This is a genomic window from Bradyrhizobium sp. LjRoot220, from assembly GCF_964252915.1.
Taxonomy (GTDB): Bacteria; Pseudomonadota; Alphaproteobacteria; order Rhizobiales; family Xanthobacteraceae; genus Bradyrhizobium.
The window spans coordinates 525824-542671 of record NZ_CAXUPS020000003.1 but is presented as its reverse complement, the minus strand read 5'-3'; the positions used below and the strand labels follow the sequence as shown (position 1 = coordinate 542671).

General features: G+C 59.4%; 13 protein-coding genes. 5 read left to right on the top strand and 8 right to left on the bottom strand.

What is annotated here, in order from left to right:
* The first annotated feature begins 135 nt into the window (after positions 1–135).
* A complete protein-coding gene (locus ACSQ84_RS16685; protein WP_436212771.1) occupies positions 136–4506 on the top strand; it encodes an RHS repeat protein in 4371 nt (1456 codons plus the stop codon).
* Positions 4507–4674: 168 nt separating this feature from the next.
* Here ACSQ84_RS16685 and ACSQ84_RS16680 read toward each other — a convergent pair whose 3' ends face one another.
* The 8 genes from ACSQ84_RS16680 to ACSQ84_RS16645 form a co-directional block, all read right to left on the bottom strand.
* On the bottom strand, positions 4675–5409 hold the full coding sequence (locus ACSQ84_RS16680) for a class I SAM-dependent methyltransferase (RefSeq protein ID WP_436212770.1): 735 nt from the start codon (positions 5407–5409) through the stop codon (positions 4675–4677).
* A gap of 131 nt (positions 5410–5540) precedes the next feature.
* Positions 5541–6122: a serine O-acetyltransferase gene (locus ACSQ84_RS16675; RefSeq protein WP_436212769.1), complete on the bottom strand. Its 582-nt coding sequence runs from the start codon at positions 6120–6122 to the stop codon at positions 5541–5543.
* A 3-nt stretch (positions 6123–6125) separates the two neighbouring features.
* The gene (locus tag ACSQ84_RS16670) at positions 6126–7568 is read right to left on the bottom strand and encodes a lipopolysaccharide biosynthesis protein (RefSeq protein ID WP_436212768.1); all 1443 of its coding nucleotides are present in this window, start codon (positions 7566–7568) and stop codon (positions 6126–6128) included.
* Between the two features lie 223 nt (positions 7569–7791).
* The gene (locus tag ACSQ84_RS16665; protein ID WP_436212767.1) at positions 7792–8832 is read right to left on the bottom strand and encodes an acyltransferase family protein; all 1041 of its coding nucleotides are present in this window, start codon (positions 8830–8832) and stop codon (positions 7792–7794) included.
* Positions 8829–9881 carry an acyltransferase family protein gene (locus tag ACSQ84_RS16660; protein ID WP_436212766.1) on the bottom strand — a complete coding sequence of 351 codons (1053 nt, stop codon included), beginning with the start codon at positions 9879–9881 and terminating at the stop codon, positions 8829–8831. The genes ACSQ84_RS16665 and ACSQ84_RS16660 overlap by 4 nt, the downstream gene beginning before the upstream one ends.
* 100 nt (positions 9882–9981) lie before the next feature.
* Positions 9982–11334 (bottom strand): hypothetical protein, encoded by a 1353-nt coding sequence (locus tag ACSQ84_RS16655; RefSeq protein ID WP_436212765.1) that lies wholly within the window; start codon positions 11332–11334, stop codon positions 9982–9984.
* Positions 11331–12521 (bottom strand): acyltransferase family protein, encoded by a 1191-nt coding sequence (locus ACSQ84_RS16650; RefSeq protein ID WP_436212764.1) that lies wholly within the window; start codon positions 12519–12521, stop codon positions 11331–11333. The genes ACSQ84_RS16655 and ACSQ84_RS16650 overlap by 4 nt, the downstream gene beginning before the upstream one ends.
* Positions 12518–12757: a hypothetical protein gene (locus ACSQ84_RS16645; protein ID WP_436212763.1), complete on the bottom strand. Its 240-nt coding sequence runs from the start codon at positions 12755–12757 to the stop codon at positions 12518–12520. Before ACSQ84_RS16645 ends, ACSQ84_RS16650 begins: the two co-directional genes overlap by 4 nt.
* A 216-nt stretch (positions 12758–12973) precedes the next feature.
* Between ACSQ84_RS16645 and ACSQ84_RS16640 the strand changes: the two genes are divergently transcribed.
* The 4 genes from ACSQ84_RS16640 (at position 12974) to ACSQ84_RS16625 (ending at position 16844) form a co-directional block, all read left to right on the top strand.
* Positions 12974–14347 carry an O-antigen ligase family protein gene (locus tag ACSQ84_RS16640; protein ID WP_436212762.1) on the top strand — a complete coding sequence of 458 codons (1374 nt, stop codon included), beginning with the start codon at positions 12974–12976 and terminating at the stop codon, positions 14345–14347.
* Positions 14348–14398: 51 nt separating this feature from the next.
* The gene (locus ACSQ84_RS16635) at positions 14399–15031 is read left to right on the top strand and encodes a hypothetical protein (RefSeq protein ID WP_436212761.1); all 633 of its coding nucleotides are present in this window, start codon (positions 14399–14401) and stop codon (positions 15029–15031) included.
* A gap of 145 nt (positions 15032–15176) precedes the next feature.
* Positions 15177–15839, top strand: a complete 663-nt coding sequence (locus tag ACSQ84_RS16630) for a transglutaminase-like cysteine peptidase (RefSeq protein WP_436212760.1) — start codon at positions 15177–15179, stop codon at positions 15837–15839.
* A 510-nt stretch (positions 15840–16349) separates the two neighbouring features.
* A complete protein-coding gene (locus tag ACSQ84_RS16625; RefSeq protein ID WP_436213100.1) occupies positions 16350–16844 on the top strand; it encodes a hypothetical protein in 495 nt (164 codons plus the stop codon).
* Positions 16845–16848: the final 4 nt, after the last annotated feature.

The following is a 16848-nucleotide window of genomic DNA, read 5'->3' as shown; positions in this document are numbered from 1 at the left end:
GAGCTCGAGCAACTGGATAGGCAACAATGAAAAAACTCCTTGTTGCTTCGACTTTTATCCAAATCAAAAACTCAAAAGAGAACTCTGGAAGCTAACTCTCGCATCAACTCTCCCCTTCAAACAGCCGAGCAATCGATGACCGCATCCGCCGATCAGACCATCCTCTCCGCAAGTTCCTTTGTCAGTTCCATCGGGGTCAATACGCATGTCGGGTATTCCTGGGGTTCGTACGACAATCTTGCCCTGTTGCAGGACAGCCTCGAATATCTCGGCGTCACGAAGCTGCGCGACGGGCTTACCAACATTCCGGAGGCGCAACCCGTTCTGCAGGGACTGGCCGCGGACGGCTACAAATTCGATCTCGTTGTTCCCTCCAGCTTGCCCGCCGGCGGCGGTGACGCACTACAGCAGTACCTGGCATCGGTGGAACAGTTCGGCGCCGACCATCCGGGAAGCATCATCGCCTTGGAAGGCCTGAACGAGGCCAACCTTCAGGCATTCAGCTACAACGGCAGTTCCACCATCGAAGCCGCAGCCCAGTTCCAGGCCGCCTATTTTGCCGCCGTGAACGGAAATGCCGCCCTGGCCAACATCGCCGTCTACAATCTGTCGCTGGGTTACAATGACCTGGCAGACTATGCCAAGCTCGGCGACCTGTCGGGCGCTTCCGACTTTGCGAACTCGCACGCCTATGTCAGCACGGGTTCGACGCCCCAGGCGACTCTCCAGTTGTTGCTGGCCAACGCCAAGTCCGTCTCATCAGGCAATCCGGCCGTCATCACCGAGACCGGCTATACGACGCAGAGCGACACCCCCTACATCGGCGCCAGCGAAAACGTGCAGGCCAAGTCGATCCTCAACACCTTGGTCGACGCCTTCAAGGGCGGCGTCGGTACGACATATCTCTACCAGCTGCTCGACGCAGGCGCGAGCGGCGTCAGCAACGATCCGGAGATGCATTTCGGCTTGTTCAACGGCGATGGCACGCCGAAGCTGGCCGCGACCGCGGTCCACAATCTAACGACCATCCTGAGCGACGATGGGACCGGTGGCCAGCAACCAACAACGCAGCTGGGCTACTCGCTCAGCAACATGCCCGATTCGGGCAACAGCATGGTTCTCGGCAAGAGCAACGGCGCCTATGAGCTCGTCATCTGGGCCGAGCCGAAGGTCTGGAACGACGCCACCGACACGGAAATCTCCAACCCTTCCCAGCCTGTCACCGTCAATCTCGGAGGCGTGCACCATTCGGTCAGCGTTTACGATCCGTTGAGCGGCTCGACCCCCATCGCGACCTATACCGACGTCAGCCAGATAACTGTCCCGCTCAGCGATCATCCCTTGATCATCGAGATCGACGCGCCGCCGTCGACCCCCGACGAGCCGCTGCCGACCGATGTCAGCGGCACGGCCGCGGAGATTGCGTTGCAGTTGTCGTCGTTGAACACCAATGAATCGCTGGCGACGATTACCTTGACCGATACTCACGTGCTTCCGGTCGCCTCCGAATCGACCATGAATTATATGATCTCGCATTATGGGAATGCGCTTTCAGCCATCCAAGGCGGCTACTCCTTTTCGGTAACGACCTCCACCAGCGCCTGGAGCGTCACCAAGATCTTCGATTCTTCCGCAAACCTGCAATCGACCAGCACGTCCAACTTCGTCGGCGGAATCATCACCAGCAAGTCGACGGTATTTGCGGACGGATCAACGGATAGCACCCTCTATACAGCGGGCGTGGCCACCCAGCAGGTCACCGTCGATGCGGCGACCGGCTCCAGGGAAACCAAGACGTTCGATGCGACCAACGGCAATCTTACCGCCGACCTGGTGCAGAACACAGATGGCTCATCCTCGAACACGCTGTATTCGGCCGGCGTCAAGACCAAGATGTACGTCACCAATGCCGACGGCAGCCATGACAACAACTATTACAACATCACCGGAAAAACCTATACCAGCCAAACTCAGCACTACAGCCCGAGCGGACAATTGACCTCGGATACCCGCTGGCACGCCGACGGCTCGCTGGACTACACCCAGACGATCACGGGCGACGGCCTCAGCAAGGTAACGACGCTGTATGACGCGACCGGCCACAAGACCACCGTCATCGCCTGGACCTCCGCCGCCACCACGACCGGCAAGTACGACCAGTCCGGCAACCTGGTGCAGGAGGTCGTCCGCACGGTCACCGGCGATGTAACGACCTCCAACTACAAGGGGTCGGTGCTGGCTTCGGTCTATATCGCCAACTCCAACGGCACGAAGGAAGCGAAGATCTACGACAGCGCCGGTCGCCTCACCAGCGACCTGATCCAGCACACTGATGGCTCGTCCTCGAACACGCTGTATTCGGCCAACGTCAAGACCAAGATGTACGTCACCAATGCCGACGGCAGCCAGGACAACACCTACTACAACATCACCGGCCAGTCCTATACGACGCAAAAACAGCACTACGATTCGAACGGCGTATTGACCGCGGAAACCCGCTGGCACGCCGACGGAACGCTCGCCTACACCAAGGTGGCCAGCAGCGACGGCAGCAGCAAGGTGACGACGCTATATGACGCGGCCGGTCACAAAGCCACCGTGACCAGTTGGAACCCGACCGCCACCACGACCGAGAAATACGATACGTCCGGCAATCTGCTCCAGCAGGTGGTGAAGACCGCGACCGGCAACGTGACGACTTCCAACTATAACGGGTCGGTGCTGTCCTCGGTCTATGTCGCCAATGCCGACGGCTCGAAGGAAGCGAAGTTGTATGACAGCGCGGGCCGCCTCTCGAGCGATCTGGTGCAGAACACCGATGGCTCGTCCTCGAACACGCTGTTTTCGGCCGGCGTCAAGACCAAGATGTATGTCAGCAACGCCGACGGCAGTCAGGACAACACCTACTACAACATCACCGGCCAGGCCTATACGACCCAGAAACAGCACTACGATTCAAATGGCGTTTTGACCGCGGACACCCGCTGGCATGCCGACGGAACGCTCGCCTACACCAAGGTCATCAGCAGCGACGGCAGCAGCAAGGTGACCACGCTGTATGACGCGGCCGGCCACAAGACCACCGTGACCAGCTGGAATCCGACCGCCACCACGACCGAGAAGTACGATTCATCCGGCAATCTGGTCCAGGAGGTGGTGCAGACCGCGACCGGCAACATAACGACGTCAAACTATAACGGGTCGGTGCTGGCCTCGGTCTATATCGTCAATGCCAACGGCTCGAAGGAAGCCAAGATTTACGACAGCGCCGGCCAACTCGCCAGCGACCTGGTGCAGAACGCCGACGGCTCGTCCTCGAACACGCTGTTCTCGGCGGGCATCAAGACCAAGATGTACGTCACCAACGCCGACGGCAGCAACGACAACACCTACTACAACATCACCGGCCAGGCCTATACGACCCGGGCCCAGCACTACGATCCGTCGGGCAAGATGACGGCGGACACCCGCTGGCACGCCGACGGCACGCTCGAATATCGCCAGGTCATCAGCGGCGACGGCACCAAGGTCACGGACCTCTACGACAGCACCGGTCACAGGATCACCGAGATCACACACCACACGGATGGGTCCACCGAGACGGGCAGCTACAACGCCTCGTCAGGCGCGCTGGTCCAGAACGTCCTCAAGACGGCCACGGGCGATGTCACCACCACGAATTATTCGGGCGGCGTCGTCGCCTCGATCTACGTCGCCAACGCGGACGGCTTCAAGGAAAGCAAGCTGTTCGACTCGGCAGGCAACCTGACCAGCGACTACGTCCAGAACACGGATGGCTCGTCCTCGAACACGCTGTACTCGTCCGGCGTCAAGATGAAGATGTATGTCAGCAACGCCGACGGCAGCGACGACAACTACTATTACAACATCACCGGCCAGACTTACACGACCCAGATCCAGCACATCGACGCCGCCGGCAAGATCACCTCCGACACCCGTCTGCACGCCGACGGTTCGCTGGATTATAAACAGGTCATCAACGCCGACGGCAGCAAAGTGACCGATCTGTACGACAGCGCCGGATCCAAGACCCAGCAGATCCTCAATAACGCCGACGGAACCAAGGACGTCTACAAGTATGTCGTCGCCGACAATCCGGGCGCGACCCTGCACGAAAGCTATGCCGCCGGCGGCACTCTGCTGCAGCTCGATCTTCTGAAGAGCGACGGCTCACACACCGTCACGGCTGTCAGCGCCGGTCAGTCGATACAGGGCGGAAACGGAAACGACCTGTTCTCAGCGGCCCCGGGATCGACAAAAATTGTCTTCGACCATGGCAATGACCAGATCAACAGCTTCCAGGCCGGCGCCGCGGCCAACCATGATACGATCCAGATCGCCGCGTCGCTGGTCGCCGACTACAGCCACCTTCAGTTTACGCAATCCGGAACCGACACGCTGATCCATCTGTCATCCACGGATACGATCACCCTGAAAAACGTCTACGCGACCAACCTCGATCACAGCAACTTCCTGTTCGTCTGACGTGACGCGGCCGATGCGCCCTCAGAGCGCATCGGTTTCCTCAAGCAGGATTGCGGAGATTGAGCGGACAAGCCCCGGTCGACGGGGCGAGTCCTGATGGGTCAAGTCTTGATGGCTCAAGTCTTCCGGACTGGTAGAGGCCTCGACGCATCAAATCGCCGAGCCGGGTTACGCCCGGCCGGCGGCTACTGAGCCGGTGAAGATGATGTCCTCGGCCAGCAGAGGCAAACGCCGCAGCAGCATCGTCTTCATCATGCCGGCCCTCTTGAAGGTCGCCATCTGGATCTCCTCCGGAGAAAACCCGGCGTCCAAGGCAACCTTTGCGATCGTGTAAGGCGTAAAGAAGAAGCGATGGTCGGAGTTGATCGTCTCGGTATTGTTCAGGATTCCCTTGATGTTGCCGCCCCTGAACGCATTCGGCACGGTAATCACGATTTTCTCGACGACGTCACCGTAGTTCTCTCTAAATCGCCCGAGAAACGAAACCGGATTCGGGATGTGCTCGACGACTTCACCGAACAGGGCAATATCGAATTTTCGACCGGATATCTGCTCTATCTTCTGGCCGGACGTCACATCGCCGGACACCATATTGTCCAGTCCGGAAATGCGGCTCGCCTCGCGCACCGCGTCCTGATCGATATCGACACCGAGTGTGTACTCGGAGCACTCCGTGATCAGACCGTGGAGCCAATCGCGGTGATCGATCTTTTTCTTGATGAGCGGAACGTGGTCGCAGCACCCGACATGAAGGATCCGCTTGCCGCGGCACATGTCGATCAACACGTCACTGCGGTATCTGACATCCATCTTGCCGTTGTAGGTCACGGCCATATTCTCGTTGAACTTCGTACCTGCAAGGTACGGAAAAATGCTCGTAAAGTCGGTCATGATTGACGACATGCTCATCTCCTCGTCGATTAATTCCAGTGAGCGACCGCCGATCGACGCTCAGAGTGACGGTTTAACCACGCCAGGAGCGGCCTGACGATCAAGCACAAACCAAAGCGATCCAATTTACCGATGTCGCCGCATCACGTCGAAGACGGCAATGCGGAACGCACGGACTTGGCCGGAATGCCGGCCACCACCGCCTTCGGTAGAACATCGCGGTTGACGACCGAGTTCGCAGCCACCGTTGCACCTTCGCCAATCTTGATGGGTCCAATGATGACAGCGCCGGTATAGATGACGGCACCGTCCCCGACGCGCGGGCAGCCCGGCTCGTTCCAGGTATGTCGGCCCAGGGTCACGTTGTGGTAAAGGGTAACCGAACTCCCGACCTGCGCACCCTCTCCAATCACAATTCCGGTCGGGTGTGGAAGGGTGAGTCCCGGGCCGATTTCCGCGAGCAACGACATGAAGCAGCCGCGTCGCGCCAACGAGCGCACGATCAGCCAGGCAATGGGAGACCCCCAGCGCGTGCTGAAGCGCAGCCATTTGGCGGCACGCCACCACGTAATCACCGTAAAGCCGGGATCGGTTATCAAGGCAACCGCGGCAGCACCGACACCGGAATTCCCGGTGTTCGCCAACAAATCCGCGCGCCACGGAGCCTGCAGAGGCTCACGTCTCGCGATCTTTTCAGCTTCCACACCTGCATTCATATCAACCATCTCTCAGGTCACCGACGGCCGCGCTTCAATGGATCGACCAAGCAGCGATTGCACGCTCCCGCGGATCTGATGCCGGAAGGCGGCGTAACAAGACAGCACGACCACCAGATAGAGAGCGGTTGCAAGCAGCCAGTGCTTCATGCTCGTCACGTCCGCCGACGTCGCCGCGAGGGCCACGACAGTTCCAGCAAGGGTCGCGACCGTCGCTGGAAGCAGGGACTTGACGATCGACTTGAAGGGCAGCCCGGTACTTCGGCCGCCAATCACCAGCATAAAGGTGCACACGATAATCGCCGTGACAAGATACACGATAGCAACGGCCTTGAGACCGAATGGCAGCGCCACCACAAAGGACACGATCATGGCGACACTGTTGGCGCTGCTGATCCAGAACTGCAGACGGGCTTTCCCGCGCGCGAGCAGAATTGGGCCGGCGTAGGCGGCAATGGATTGTGCGGCCCCCGCCGGCGCGAGGACGCTAACCAGCGGCAATACCTCCTGCCAATGAGGCGAAAGGAATGTGGTCACCGGGTAGTAGAGCCCAAACGTCAGATAGATCATCGCGGGGAAGGTAATCATTGCCGTCACACTCAGCATCGCGCAAATCGCCGCGTTCTGTGCTGCGCGGTGCTCATTACCGGACATGCGGCTCAGCGTCGCCATCAAGACTCCGCCGCCGGGCCATGACAGGATCATCAACGGAAAGATCATGAACTGAAAGGCCAGGCCAAAGAGCCCCACCGCCGCCGCGCCCAGCTTCGCTCCGATCAGCAAATTTCCGATGTTGCGAGCGGCGAAATTGAGAACGTTTGAGGCCAGTATCCAGCCCCCGAACGAGAGCATCGACGCAACGCTGCGCCATCGGAAGTTGAGCCTGATCTGACGCCGCGCAATCGCGTAGAAGGCGATCGCGCGAATGACCTGCATCAGCACGTAATATGAAATCAGCGCCCAGATCCCCCAGCCCAGAACGGCTCCGAGGACACCCAACGATGCGGCGGTGATCGACGCGCCCGCCTCTACCATCGCCACCGTCTGATAGCGCAGCGCGCGCTCGAGAACCGCGCGCGGGCCGAGCGCCGCTATGGAAAGGACGACGGAGACCGCCAGCGCGGCCAGCACGCCCGCCAAGCCATCCATCCGTACGGCGCCGGCCAGCGGCCCCGCCACTACCGCCAGCACCGCGGCGCAGCCGATGCCGATCGCCAGCATCATCGTCACGGCCGCGCCGGTCTCGTCGCGCGTCAGCGAGGGGCGCTGAATCATTGCGCTCGACAGCCCGAGATCGGTAAGAAGCGCGATAAACGTGACAAACGGCAGCGAAAAGGCAACCAACCCGAACTCGGCCGGGGTGACGAAATACGTCATCAGCAGCGTCATCAGAAACTGGACCACCGATTTCACAATGTTCACGCCGGACATCGAGAGCAGATTCTTCAGGATCATGAGGTCATCCGTGCATTGTTCTTCCAGCCCCGCCCAACACTTTGCTCCGCAATAGCTGAAAGCGGACATCCGGCGCGATCAGCTGCGCCAGCTCTCGTTCGTTCCAACATCTCCGAACCGCGCGTGCACTGGACACCGACGCGCGCCAGCACAGGCGAAACATCCGGTCCACGTTTCGTGAGCGAGGCCCTGATCGTCGGGGGACGAAGTCCGGCAGCCGACATCATGCCTCGACCCTCTTGGGTACACGTCCGATCGTTCTGAAAAACGTCAGCAAGGGCTTCTCGACCAACAGGTAGAATACCACACCTACCGCGACGCCCCCGAGTGCAACCATCATGAACATCAGTTCGTCAGGAACACCCAGCGCCTTCAACTTGGTTACGACCTTGGCGAAACCCGAAAGCGCCGGAAAATGAACGAGGTAGATCGAATAGGACGCCTCGCCGAGGAATATGAACAGGCGTGGTATTCGCAGAGTTGTCCTGGTCTCGAGCACAACCCCGCCCAAAATCATCAGCATGGCGCCAACGCCGTAGCTCCAGGTCGAGATCGCATTCTTCAAGACAACGCCGTAGGCGACGGCTATCCATGTACCTCCGAAAAGGACGATCCCAAGCGTCAGGCTGACCCTCGGGAACACGACGTCCCGGCGATTGAACAGCCAGTACGCCAGAATCCCCAGGCCAAAGAGGATGTGAGCGGGATGAAACACAAACGAGAGCGGATAGGCTGGAAAAAATACGGGTTGAACGAAAGACAACGCCAGCCACAGCCCTCCCGCGATCCAGCCGATCCTGGGGTTCCAAATCGCGACCGCGAAGATGGCGTAAAAGATCATCTCGTGGCGCAGGGTCCAGACCACGTCGATAATGGGCTCGTGCTCTATCGGCAACAGCAGGAAGGACGAGAATAGCTCGTAAAAGCTCAGTTCAGCCTTCATCAAAAGCACGAGAGGCACGACACATATCAAGGCGACCCAAAGCGCCGGATATATTCGCTGGACGCGACGCCATACGAAACGGAAGGCATTGTCGCGATCGCCAAAGTCATTTGCGTGCGCCAGGAATATGACGAAGCCGCTCAAGACAAAGAAATACATCACGCCGGAATCTCCGGCGTTGAAGATCGGGAATACGTTCTCGCCGAGATATTTGGGTTGGGCCAGCGTCCTGGTGGTGTGGTGACACACAACGGCAAGCGCCGCGAAGGCGCGTCCCAACTGCAATGTGTCCAGACTACGTCTTGAAGCCAGCTCGGTCATGCCAGATGCCCCGCTCCATCAGGCGCCCGAAACAGCCGGCGTCGAAACGCCGCGTCCAGGAAGCGCCGAAGACGCACCTCGAATAGTTCGTAACTTATCCCCCCAGCGATAAGTGACAGGACGAAACCGAGAAGCGCAAAGGCCGCGGAAAGCAGCCAAGGATCCACGCCACGTCCGGCAAGATTTGCTCCGATCATCTGCAATGGAAACAGGGCGAAGGGATGGACCAGATAAAGGCTGTAGCTGATCTTGCCGAGATATTGCAGCGATGGCGCACTCAACGCCGCCGCGACTCCAGAGGTTTGCGCGAGCACCATTCCGAACAATAGCAGGCCGGGCACCAGGCCGACAAACGGGTGCAGGTACTCAAGCGATAGATACATCGCCATGCCGCATACCGCGCCGGCCAGCAGTCCGGTCCACCCCCGCAGCCGGATCGGCAGGTCCACGGCGCTGAACAACAATCCAACCAGGAAATACGCGGCAATCGGCCGGTACCATATCCCTGCAAGGGCTAGCCCGATCAGCGGCAGGGCCAGCATCCAGCTTTTCTGCCTCGCCACCGCGACGAAAACCGCAGCGAACAGAATGTAAAACGCCCACTCATAGCTCAGCGTCCAGGCGTTCTGCTGGCCGATCGGAAGCCCCAGGGCATCGGGCAAAAATGCAAGGTTGACGAAGAACAGCTGGGCGTAGGTTCCAACATCAATCCCCTTGAAGAATTTGTAACCGACGATCGGGCCAATGGTGAATAGCGTCAGATGGAGGATGACGAAGACGGGAAGGATGCGAAGACAGCGATCATAGAAGAACTTGGCAACGCTGCGGTGACGCACCAGGCTGGCCGGTATCAGGAAGCCGCTGATCATGAAAAACAGTTCGACACCATGTCCGCCCATATTGATGGTCGATCCCAGCCACGGCCAGATCGGCGCCATGAAGCCGGCCAGGAGCGGCATGTCGTAGAGATGCACGAACAGGACACTTAGCGCGGCAATGCCGCGCAGTCCCTGGACGGCCGGGAGGAAATCCTGCTTTGGAGCGTTCACCGTGGCTTCCTCCCGCGCTGAGAAGGAAGCATGGCGGAACCTGGCGCCGGCGCGCGCGAGAAGGGCACGATGGGTGCCGGTGAGTGCCACGGGATCTTCATCATGCCGGCCGCGATGCCAGACCATCGATGCCGGGCGCAATCGGTGGAGCAATCAGAGTATCCCGATCCTGCGCGCTTCGCTTAGCGAACATCTGGCTAAACGAGGCACCAATCATGATCAAGCCGCTGGCCGGGCCGTAGGCCAGCACCGTGATGGTAAACAGGTTCATCGCGATCGTGGCGGACAGCTTGTAGATATCCTTGGTCTTCATGACTGCGGCGATCGCGAAAATCATGAATATGACGAAGATCGGACCAAACATCAGGTACGTGCCGATATAAAAATTGTCGACCGGCACGTAGTAGCTGAGCTTGTTGGAGAACAACTGCTGCGGATAGTTGAAACAACCGAGGCCGCAGCCAGTCACGAATCCCATGGGCATCAGGTCTTGCATGTACACAAAGGGGAGCTGCCAACTATTGTTGACGCGATCCTGAAGGCTGAAGAATCCCCGCGAAATACTGGTGAGACCGTCGCCGGAGAAGAAGACGATCAACACGACGGGAACCAGGATCGATACGAAAGACAGCGCCGCCATCCGGCGCAGCATGGGAAATCTCTCGCGCTCCGGGAGCATTCGAATGATAACAAGGCACACCAGGTACATTATCATCACGCCCAGCGTGGTTTTGCTGGTCGTGAGCTTGATGGCGTAGAGGCCGACCGGTGCCCAGATGCAGATCCACAGCATACCCTTGCGAGCCGACGTAAACACGAACGTAATGAATACGAAGAACGCGGCCATGGTGCTGTCGGCAGCAAACCCGGCCAGTCGCGCTTCGGACGCCGTCCACCAAAGTCTGGTGGCCTGCCGCGTGGCTCCCAACGTTTCGTATGCAAAACCAACCCACGGAAACTGCACGCGCGACGAAAGGAAGATGCCGATAATGGTAATGAAGAAGATCGGGTGAATCAGGGCAAGTAGCTGCTTGTACTGGCTGAAATCACGCCTGCAAAAGCAGAACCCCACGAACACGGGCGCGATCATCTTGAACGACGACGCCATGCCGGCGAAGTAGCCCAGAAAGACAAACCCGACATATAAAGCGAACGCGATGTATAGCAGCGTGAGGATCGCGATCAGGCTTCTGCCCGTGATGATGTAGCGCTGGGTAAACGCCAGAATGCACATCACCGCAAAGAGATCCGGCAGAAACCAGAGGGCATCCAGCTTGACGATACTCAGATAGTAGCGCAGCGCGCCGGCGAAGGCGTCGCGATAGAAATACATAAGCAGCGCAAGCGCCTCGACGTTCCAGATGCCGATCTCCGGCAATGGATTCAGAGGCAACGGCTCCGGCGGTCTGAAGTCCGGAGCCGCGAGGGACGACGATGCCGACCGGTTCGTCATTGCCCCCCTCCTTCGGCCGCCGCGACAACGCGAGGCCTGCGGGCCAAAAGCCCGACGATGGCTTTCGAACCGGGCATCTCGATATTCGCATAGGTCAGGTTCGACAGCGCCAGCACGGCCACGACGTAACCCGACAGCAACAGCGATGCAGCCAATCCCGGACCGAACTGATCAACCATCTGAAAGGTCCGCAGGCCGGCGCCGCGCGAGAAATACTCGATCAGGACGAGAACGAGCGCGTGCACCATGTAAATCGAATAGGATCGCTTGCCGAGCCAAACCAGCGGCTTGACCGATAGCAGGCTGGGCAGGCTACGTCCGGGGAACGCCATCAGCGACCCGAGCAGGACGGCAAATATGACCGGCGCGAGATAGCTCAGCATCGGCTGCATTCCCACCACGCAGACAATGGCGATGGCCGCCATCGCCGCCCCGATCTGCCACATCGCCTGTACGGATGGGCGCACGGCAACTGGCACCAACGCCACCGCTTTGAGCGTGAGCACCCCGAGGAAAAAACTCAGTATGCAGCGCGCGAAGCCGTAGGTGTGAAAGTCGAGGCTATAATGGCGAAGCACCAGCAGGATAAATGCCGCACTGGCCAACAAGAGAGCCAGCGACATCATGAAGATAATGCGAACGTCCCGGAGCTTTTGGGCCAGGACCACGACGCCGCCAAACACGAGGTAGGTATAGAATTCGGCGCTGATGCTCCAGCTCGGCCCGTTCCAGCTCAAATAGTCGATAAATCCGAGCGCTTGCAGCAGCAGCACATTCAGGAAAAACGAATAGCCGTTGTTGACCGCCATCTCGGACGGCACGAAGTGCAGCAGACCTATGCCGACAAGGCCGAGCTTCATCATTCGAAACGACAGGAACGCGAGCAGCGTGACGATGTGGAGCGGATAGATGCGAGCGAGCCGGCGCACGATGTACTCCCGAAATTCGAAAGTACCGAAGCCGCCCTGCACGTAGCTCATCGAAATCACGATGCCGCTCAGAACGAAGAACAGATCGACGAACAGCCAGGCGTTATGGAAGAACGCAAAGTCGATCCATGCCTTGTGGGGCAGGATCGCGCCAAGCGGTTCCGAAATGACAAAATGGTGGACCACGACACTCAGCGCGGCTATTCCGCGGACGCTGTCGAGCGGGACATAGTGTTCTTTTGAGCGATGGCCCGTCACGATTGAATTGCGCCCAAATTGTTGCGATGCAGCATAGTGCCTGTCTTCCGTTGCCCGTTCAACCGGAACATTAAAATCCTGACGAGAAAACCCCGCTCCGCATGGCAGGTCCGCAAATAAATAGCCTCGCCAAGAAGCGGCCGCATTTTTAATCGTCCTGCACGTTTAATCGTCCGACCTTGCAGACCAAAAATAAATGCGGCCTCGAAAAGCAGCGCATTTTGATCGTTCGGCATGTCTGAAAATAAATGCACCCGAAGGCGGCTTTTAGACGGTCGTGAAACAATTCACTCGCATCGCTGGCGCTTTGGGAACCAGACCGATAACTTCAGGAAACTTTGGGACGGGCCCGGCAAGCCGCCGTCGTGCCGCGTCCAAGTTCCAGTCAGTTCAGGAATGGGATCCGGCACCTGGCGTCGCGTAAGGGATCAATCAGGAAATTTCTGGGCGGAGTGTCCGGTCTTGTCGCGATGGCTGTCTTCGTGCTGGCGCCATTTCCGCTCGGATCGGCGGACTTCGTCTGGATCTGGATCTGGATCGTCCTGCTCGCGCTCAGTCTGGTGACGACGGATCTGGAAGCCATCGGCCGCGAGGATTTTCGGCTGTTGCTGCCTTTGTTCGTGGCGATGGCGCTCGTCGGCGCCACCGTCGCGCTCCAGACATGGCCCGATCCGCTGGTGGGACGAACGAATCCGGTCTGGAAACTTCCGCATGATCTTCTCGGCGCCGATGTCCCCGCTCGCATTTCAATGACTGCGGCCGGTCCGTGGCTCGCATTTGGCTCCCCCCTGCTGATGTCGCTTGCGTTCGCCCGCGCCGTGCTTCTGGCAGCGGAAGCGGCAGCGGCTCAACGACTTCTGCGGACATTGGCATGGGCGGGCTTTCTTTACGCTTCGTATGGCATCCTGGCGCAGCTTGCCGACCCGAGTACGCTGTTATTCAGGCAGAAGGAGGCCTATCTCGGCTTCGCTACCGGCACATTCGTCAATCGCAACACAGCCGCGACATTCTGGGGCAGTTGCGCCCTGCTCTTCCTGGTCCCTCTGTTGCGCTCGCTGCATCGCGTAGACCAGCGCGCCGGTCCGCCGTCAGATCGGCCGCTCGCTTTGCTCTGGCACTATCTCGCCACACCAGCGGCTCTCGCCTTTGGATTTACCGTCTGCACGCTGGCGACTGCGATGACGGGATCGCGCGCAGGGCTGCTACTGTCGATTGCAGCATTTCTGCTGGCCGGCACACTCTACCTGTGGCCGCTCGAGCTTGGCGCCTTTCGGAGGTGGGCGCTGCTGGCGGGAGCCGCGGTCGCTTCCATTCTGCTCCTTCAGATGATCGGCGGCGCGGTGGCAGGGCGGATCCTCACCTATGGCCTGATCGACGATCAGCGGCTGACGGCCTACCGCGCCTCGATCGCGATCATCCGCGACCATCCGATGTTCGGCGTTGGGCTGGGCAATTTTGAGGCGGCGTTCGCAGCCTACCGGCCCGCCGGGTTAGGCAGTCTCGGCATTTGGGACCGCGCCCACAGCACGCCGCTGCAACTCGCGGTCGAAATTGGCTTACCGGCCGCCATCCCGATCGTCGCGATCGTCCTTTGGTACGTTTACCACTTGTTCCGAGGCAGCCTGCGGCGGCGGCGCGATCGCTACATACCGATTATCGGCGCCAGCGTCGCCGCGCTGGGGTTGCTTCACAGCAGCATGGACTTTTCGCTGCAGATAGCTGGTTACGGCGTTTTCTTCGCCGCAATCGCTGGCGCCGGGCTGGCGCAGAGCTTTCCGTCATCATTGCGAAAAAACGGTGGCGGAGTTGTGGTGACTGAATTATGATTTAATTTAAATCGACTATTCTTCATTTTTAATCGCGATTGGGCAAAGCAAATGCGTTTGATGATTTTTTGTCTTGTAACGCTTGTGGCCGCCTGCGCGGCCCCGGCTGCCGCGGCACCGGCCAGCGGCGGATGCGTTCCGAACTCTTCGCTCGTGTCGGCAGAACGCGCGACAGCCTTTCTGGAGAACCCCGAAGCGCTCCTTGGCCAATTCAAGGATGGTCAGGGTGGCCTTGCTTCTGAAATCCGCGACATGCTGATCATCCGGCCCGAGACGCTTGAAGGCATCGCATCGCTTTCCAGGGCAAGTTCCGCCGATCAAAGCCGTGCGATAGGCGCTGGTCTCGGCACTGCCGCCTCGGTATGCGTGCTGACGCAACCGGCCTTCGCCCAGCAGATCCAGGAAGTTGTCCTGAAGGCTGAGAATCCGCCGTTGATTCAAGCCTTCGTGAGCATAACGGGGGATATTCCGACCGAGGCGATCACCGGAGCAGATCCGAATGGCGACACCACCGCCGGCGGTGGGCGGGGAACCACGTCAACGACGTCGCCGGGAGCCGTGTCGAGCAATAACAGCATCACTTTCGGCGGCGGCGGCGGCGCAAGCACCAATTCGACGACGCTCTTGACGACCGCGGCGGCCGGGACACCCTCCGTTCTGACGCCGGTCAGTCCGACGAATTAAACCCGTGGAATGCCCTGGATTGATCGCGGATTAACCAGTATCCTCCACGGAGATAACGCTGTCTGCGGTTTGGTTCAATTTTATCTATCCGCGGAACCCAAACCCAATAACTCTGTGAGACACCGTACCTGCGTCAAGAAAAAGAATGACGGGGGACGACATGAAATTGCTATTTGCACCAATGCTGGCGACCGCCATCGCGTTTGCGGGCAGCGCGGCCAAGGCCGACGCCGACGCCTCGACCGACGTGTCGCGGACGAACCGAGCTGCGTTCATCGAGGAATTCGACAACACGCTCGCGCCGCTCCAGTTCGTGAAGTTTTGCATGAACTACCGCATTGAATGCGATGCGGAAGCTGGCGCACAGGCGCTGCCGCCCGCCGATCGTGCGATGGAAATGCTGCGGGAGGTCAACACCTCGGTTAACGAAGCGATATCGCCACTGCGCAAGTCCACCGATCCGATGGCCGCGCACTGGAAGGTCTCCCCGGCCGCGGGCGACTGCAATGATTACGCAGTCACCAAGCGGCACCAATTGATTGCGAGGGGCTGGCCCCAGAGCGCGCTGCGCCTTGCGGTCGTCTTGACGGACGGCGGTCGGGGGCACCTTGTACTGGTCGTGCGGCTCCCCGACGGCGATGTCGTTCTTGACAATCTGGCGCGCAACGTCCGTCCGTGGAATTCCCTCGGCTATACCTGGATATCGATGCAGTCCAGCGCCAATCCGCGTTTTTGGGTTGCTGTCGGCAGCCACGGCCAGCGCCTGCGAGCAACCCGGCTCGCATCCGTTCGGCCGCAGTTCCAGTAATGAACATTAATATTTATTGATCCATTCTCGCGTAGGCCCTGCCGCCAGACTGCACCCGCCATCGATGGCTCTATGCCACTGGCGGGGCGCGGCCCGCCTCACCGTCCGGTGAACGGCGCGCTGCACCTGATTATATTCTCTGAATTTCCATCGCTCGCAGGCATTGGCGGCCGCTCAGGCGCGCCTGCGGACCAAGGCTGGCCGCCACCGCCAACAGGCGCACCAATCTGGCTGGTCCGGAATTTGCAGCTCCCCCGAAAGCCCCGGCGGTATACTTTTGCACTGCACAAAAAGATGACACAGTTCTTTGTCAACATTGCCTTGAACAGGTGATTAAATGCCTGAACATGTGATTAAACGCCTGAACCGGCGATTTAACGCCTGACCCTGTGATTAAACCGTATTTTTCACACCACAGCCAACGGTACACGAATGAACGGTAAGTCCTTGACTCGACGACAGACCCTCTTGTCTGGGCTCAGACGGCTGGTAGGCGCAGCGTTGCTCCTGGTGATCGCGGCACCGTGCCACGCGCAATGCGTCGCGCTGGCGGAGCGCGTCCCCCCGCTCGCCGTGCAGGCCTTTGTCGCCGCCCCCGGATCGCTGTTGCAACAGCTGCGCAACGACAAGGAAAAACTGGCGGGCCGGCTTACGGGTTATCTGGTCACCGATCCGTCATTGCTGCCTTCCGTCGCGAAGCTGGTGAATGATTCATCGGACAGGGATCGCGTGGCCATCGGTGCAGGTCTTTACAGAGCGGAATTTCGCTGTCTCCCGACGAAGCCCGAAGCGTCGCGGAAGATAAATGATTTCGTGCGAAAACTGGGAGATCGCGCGGTCTTGATCGGCTATTCGGCCGAGGCTGAACAGGGCGCGGCGGCGCCGACTCAGAATGGAAAGCCAGGCAATGCCAGTTCCGGTCTGTTGACGGGTGAATGGAACACCGAGATTGCCGATCCGTTTGCCAAGATACCGCTTCCGCTCAGCCAATCTCGATACAATTGAGCTT

Coding starts and splice junctions, on each gene's coding strand:
- ACSQ84_RS16685 (WP_436212771.1), top strand. CDS start 136: ATGACCGCATCCGCCGATCAGACCATCCTCTCCGCAAGTTCCTTTGTC.
- ACSQ84_RS16680 (WP_436212770.1), bottom strand. CDS start 5,409: ATGTCGTCAATCATGACCGACTTTACGAGCATTTTTCCGTACCTTGCA.
- ACSQ84_RS16675 (WP_436212769.1), bottom strand. CDS start 6,122: ATGGTTGATATGAATGCAGGTGTGGAAGCTGAAAAGATCGCGAGACGT.
- ACSQ84_RS16670 (WP_436212768.1), bottom strand. CDS start 7,568: ATGATCCTGAAGAATCTGCTCTCGATGTCCGGCGTGAACATTGTGAAA.
- ACSQ84_RS16665 (WP_436212767.1), bottom strand. CDS start 8,832: ATGACCGAGCTGGCTTCAAGACGTAGTCTGGACACATTGCAGTTGGGA.
- ACSQ84_RS16655 (WP_436212765.1), bottom strand. CDS start 11,334: ATGACGAACCGGTCGGCATCGTCGTCCCTCGCGGCTCCGGACTTCAGA.
- ACSQ84_RS16645 (WP_436212763.1), bottom strand. CDS start 12,757: ATGCCGAACGATCAAAATGCGCTGCTTTTCGAGGCCGCATTTATTTTT.
- ACSQ84_RS16635 (WP_436212761.1), top strand. CDS start 14,399: ATGCGTTTGATGATTTTTTGTCTTGTAACGCTTGTGGCCGCCTGCGCG.
- ACSQ84_RS16630 (WP_436212760.1), top strand. CDS start 15,177: ATGACGGGGGACGACATGAAATTGCTATTTGCACCAATGCTGGCGACC.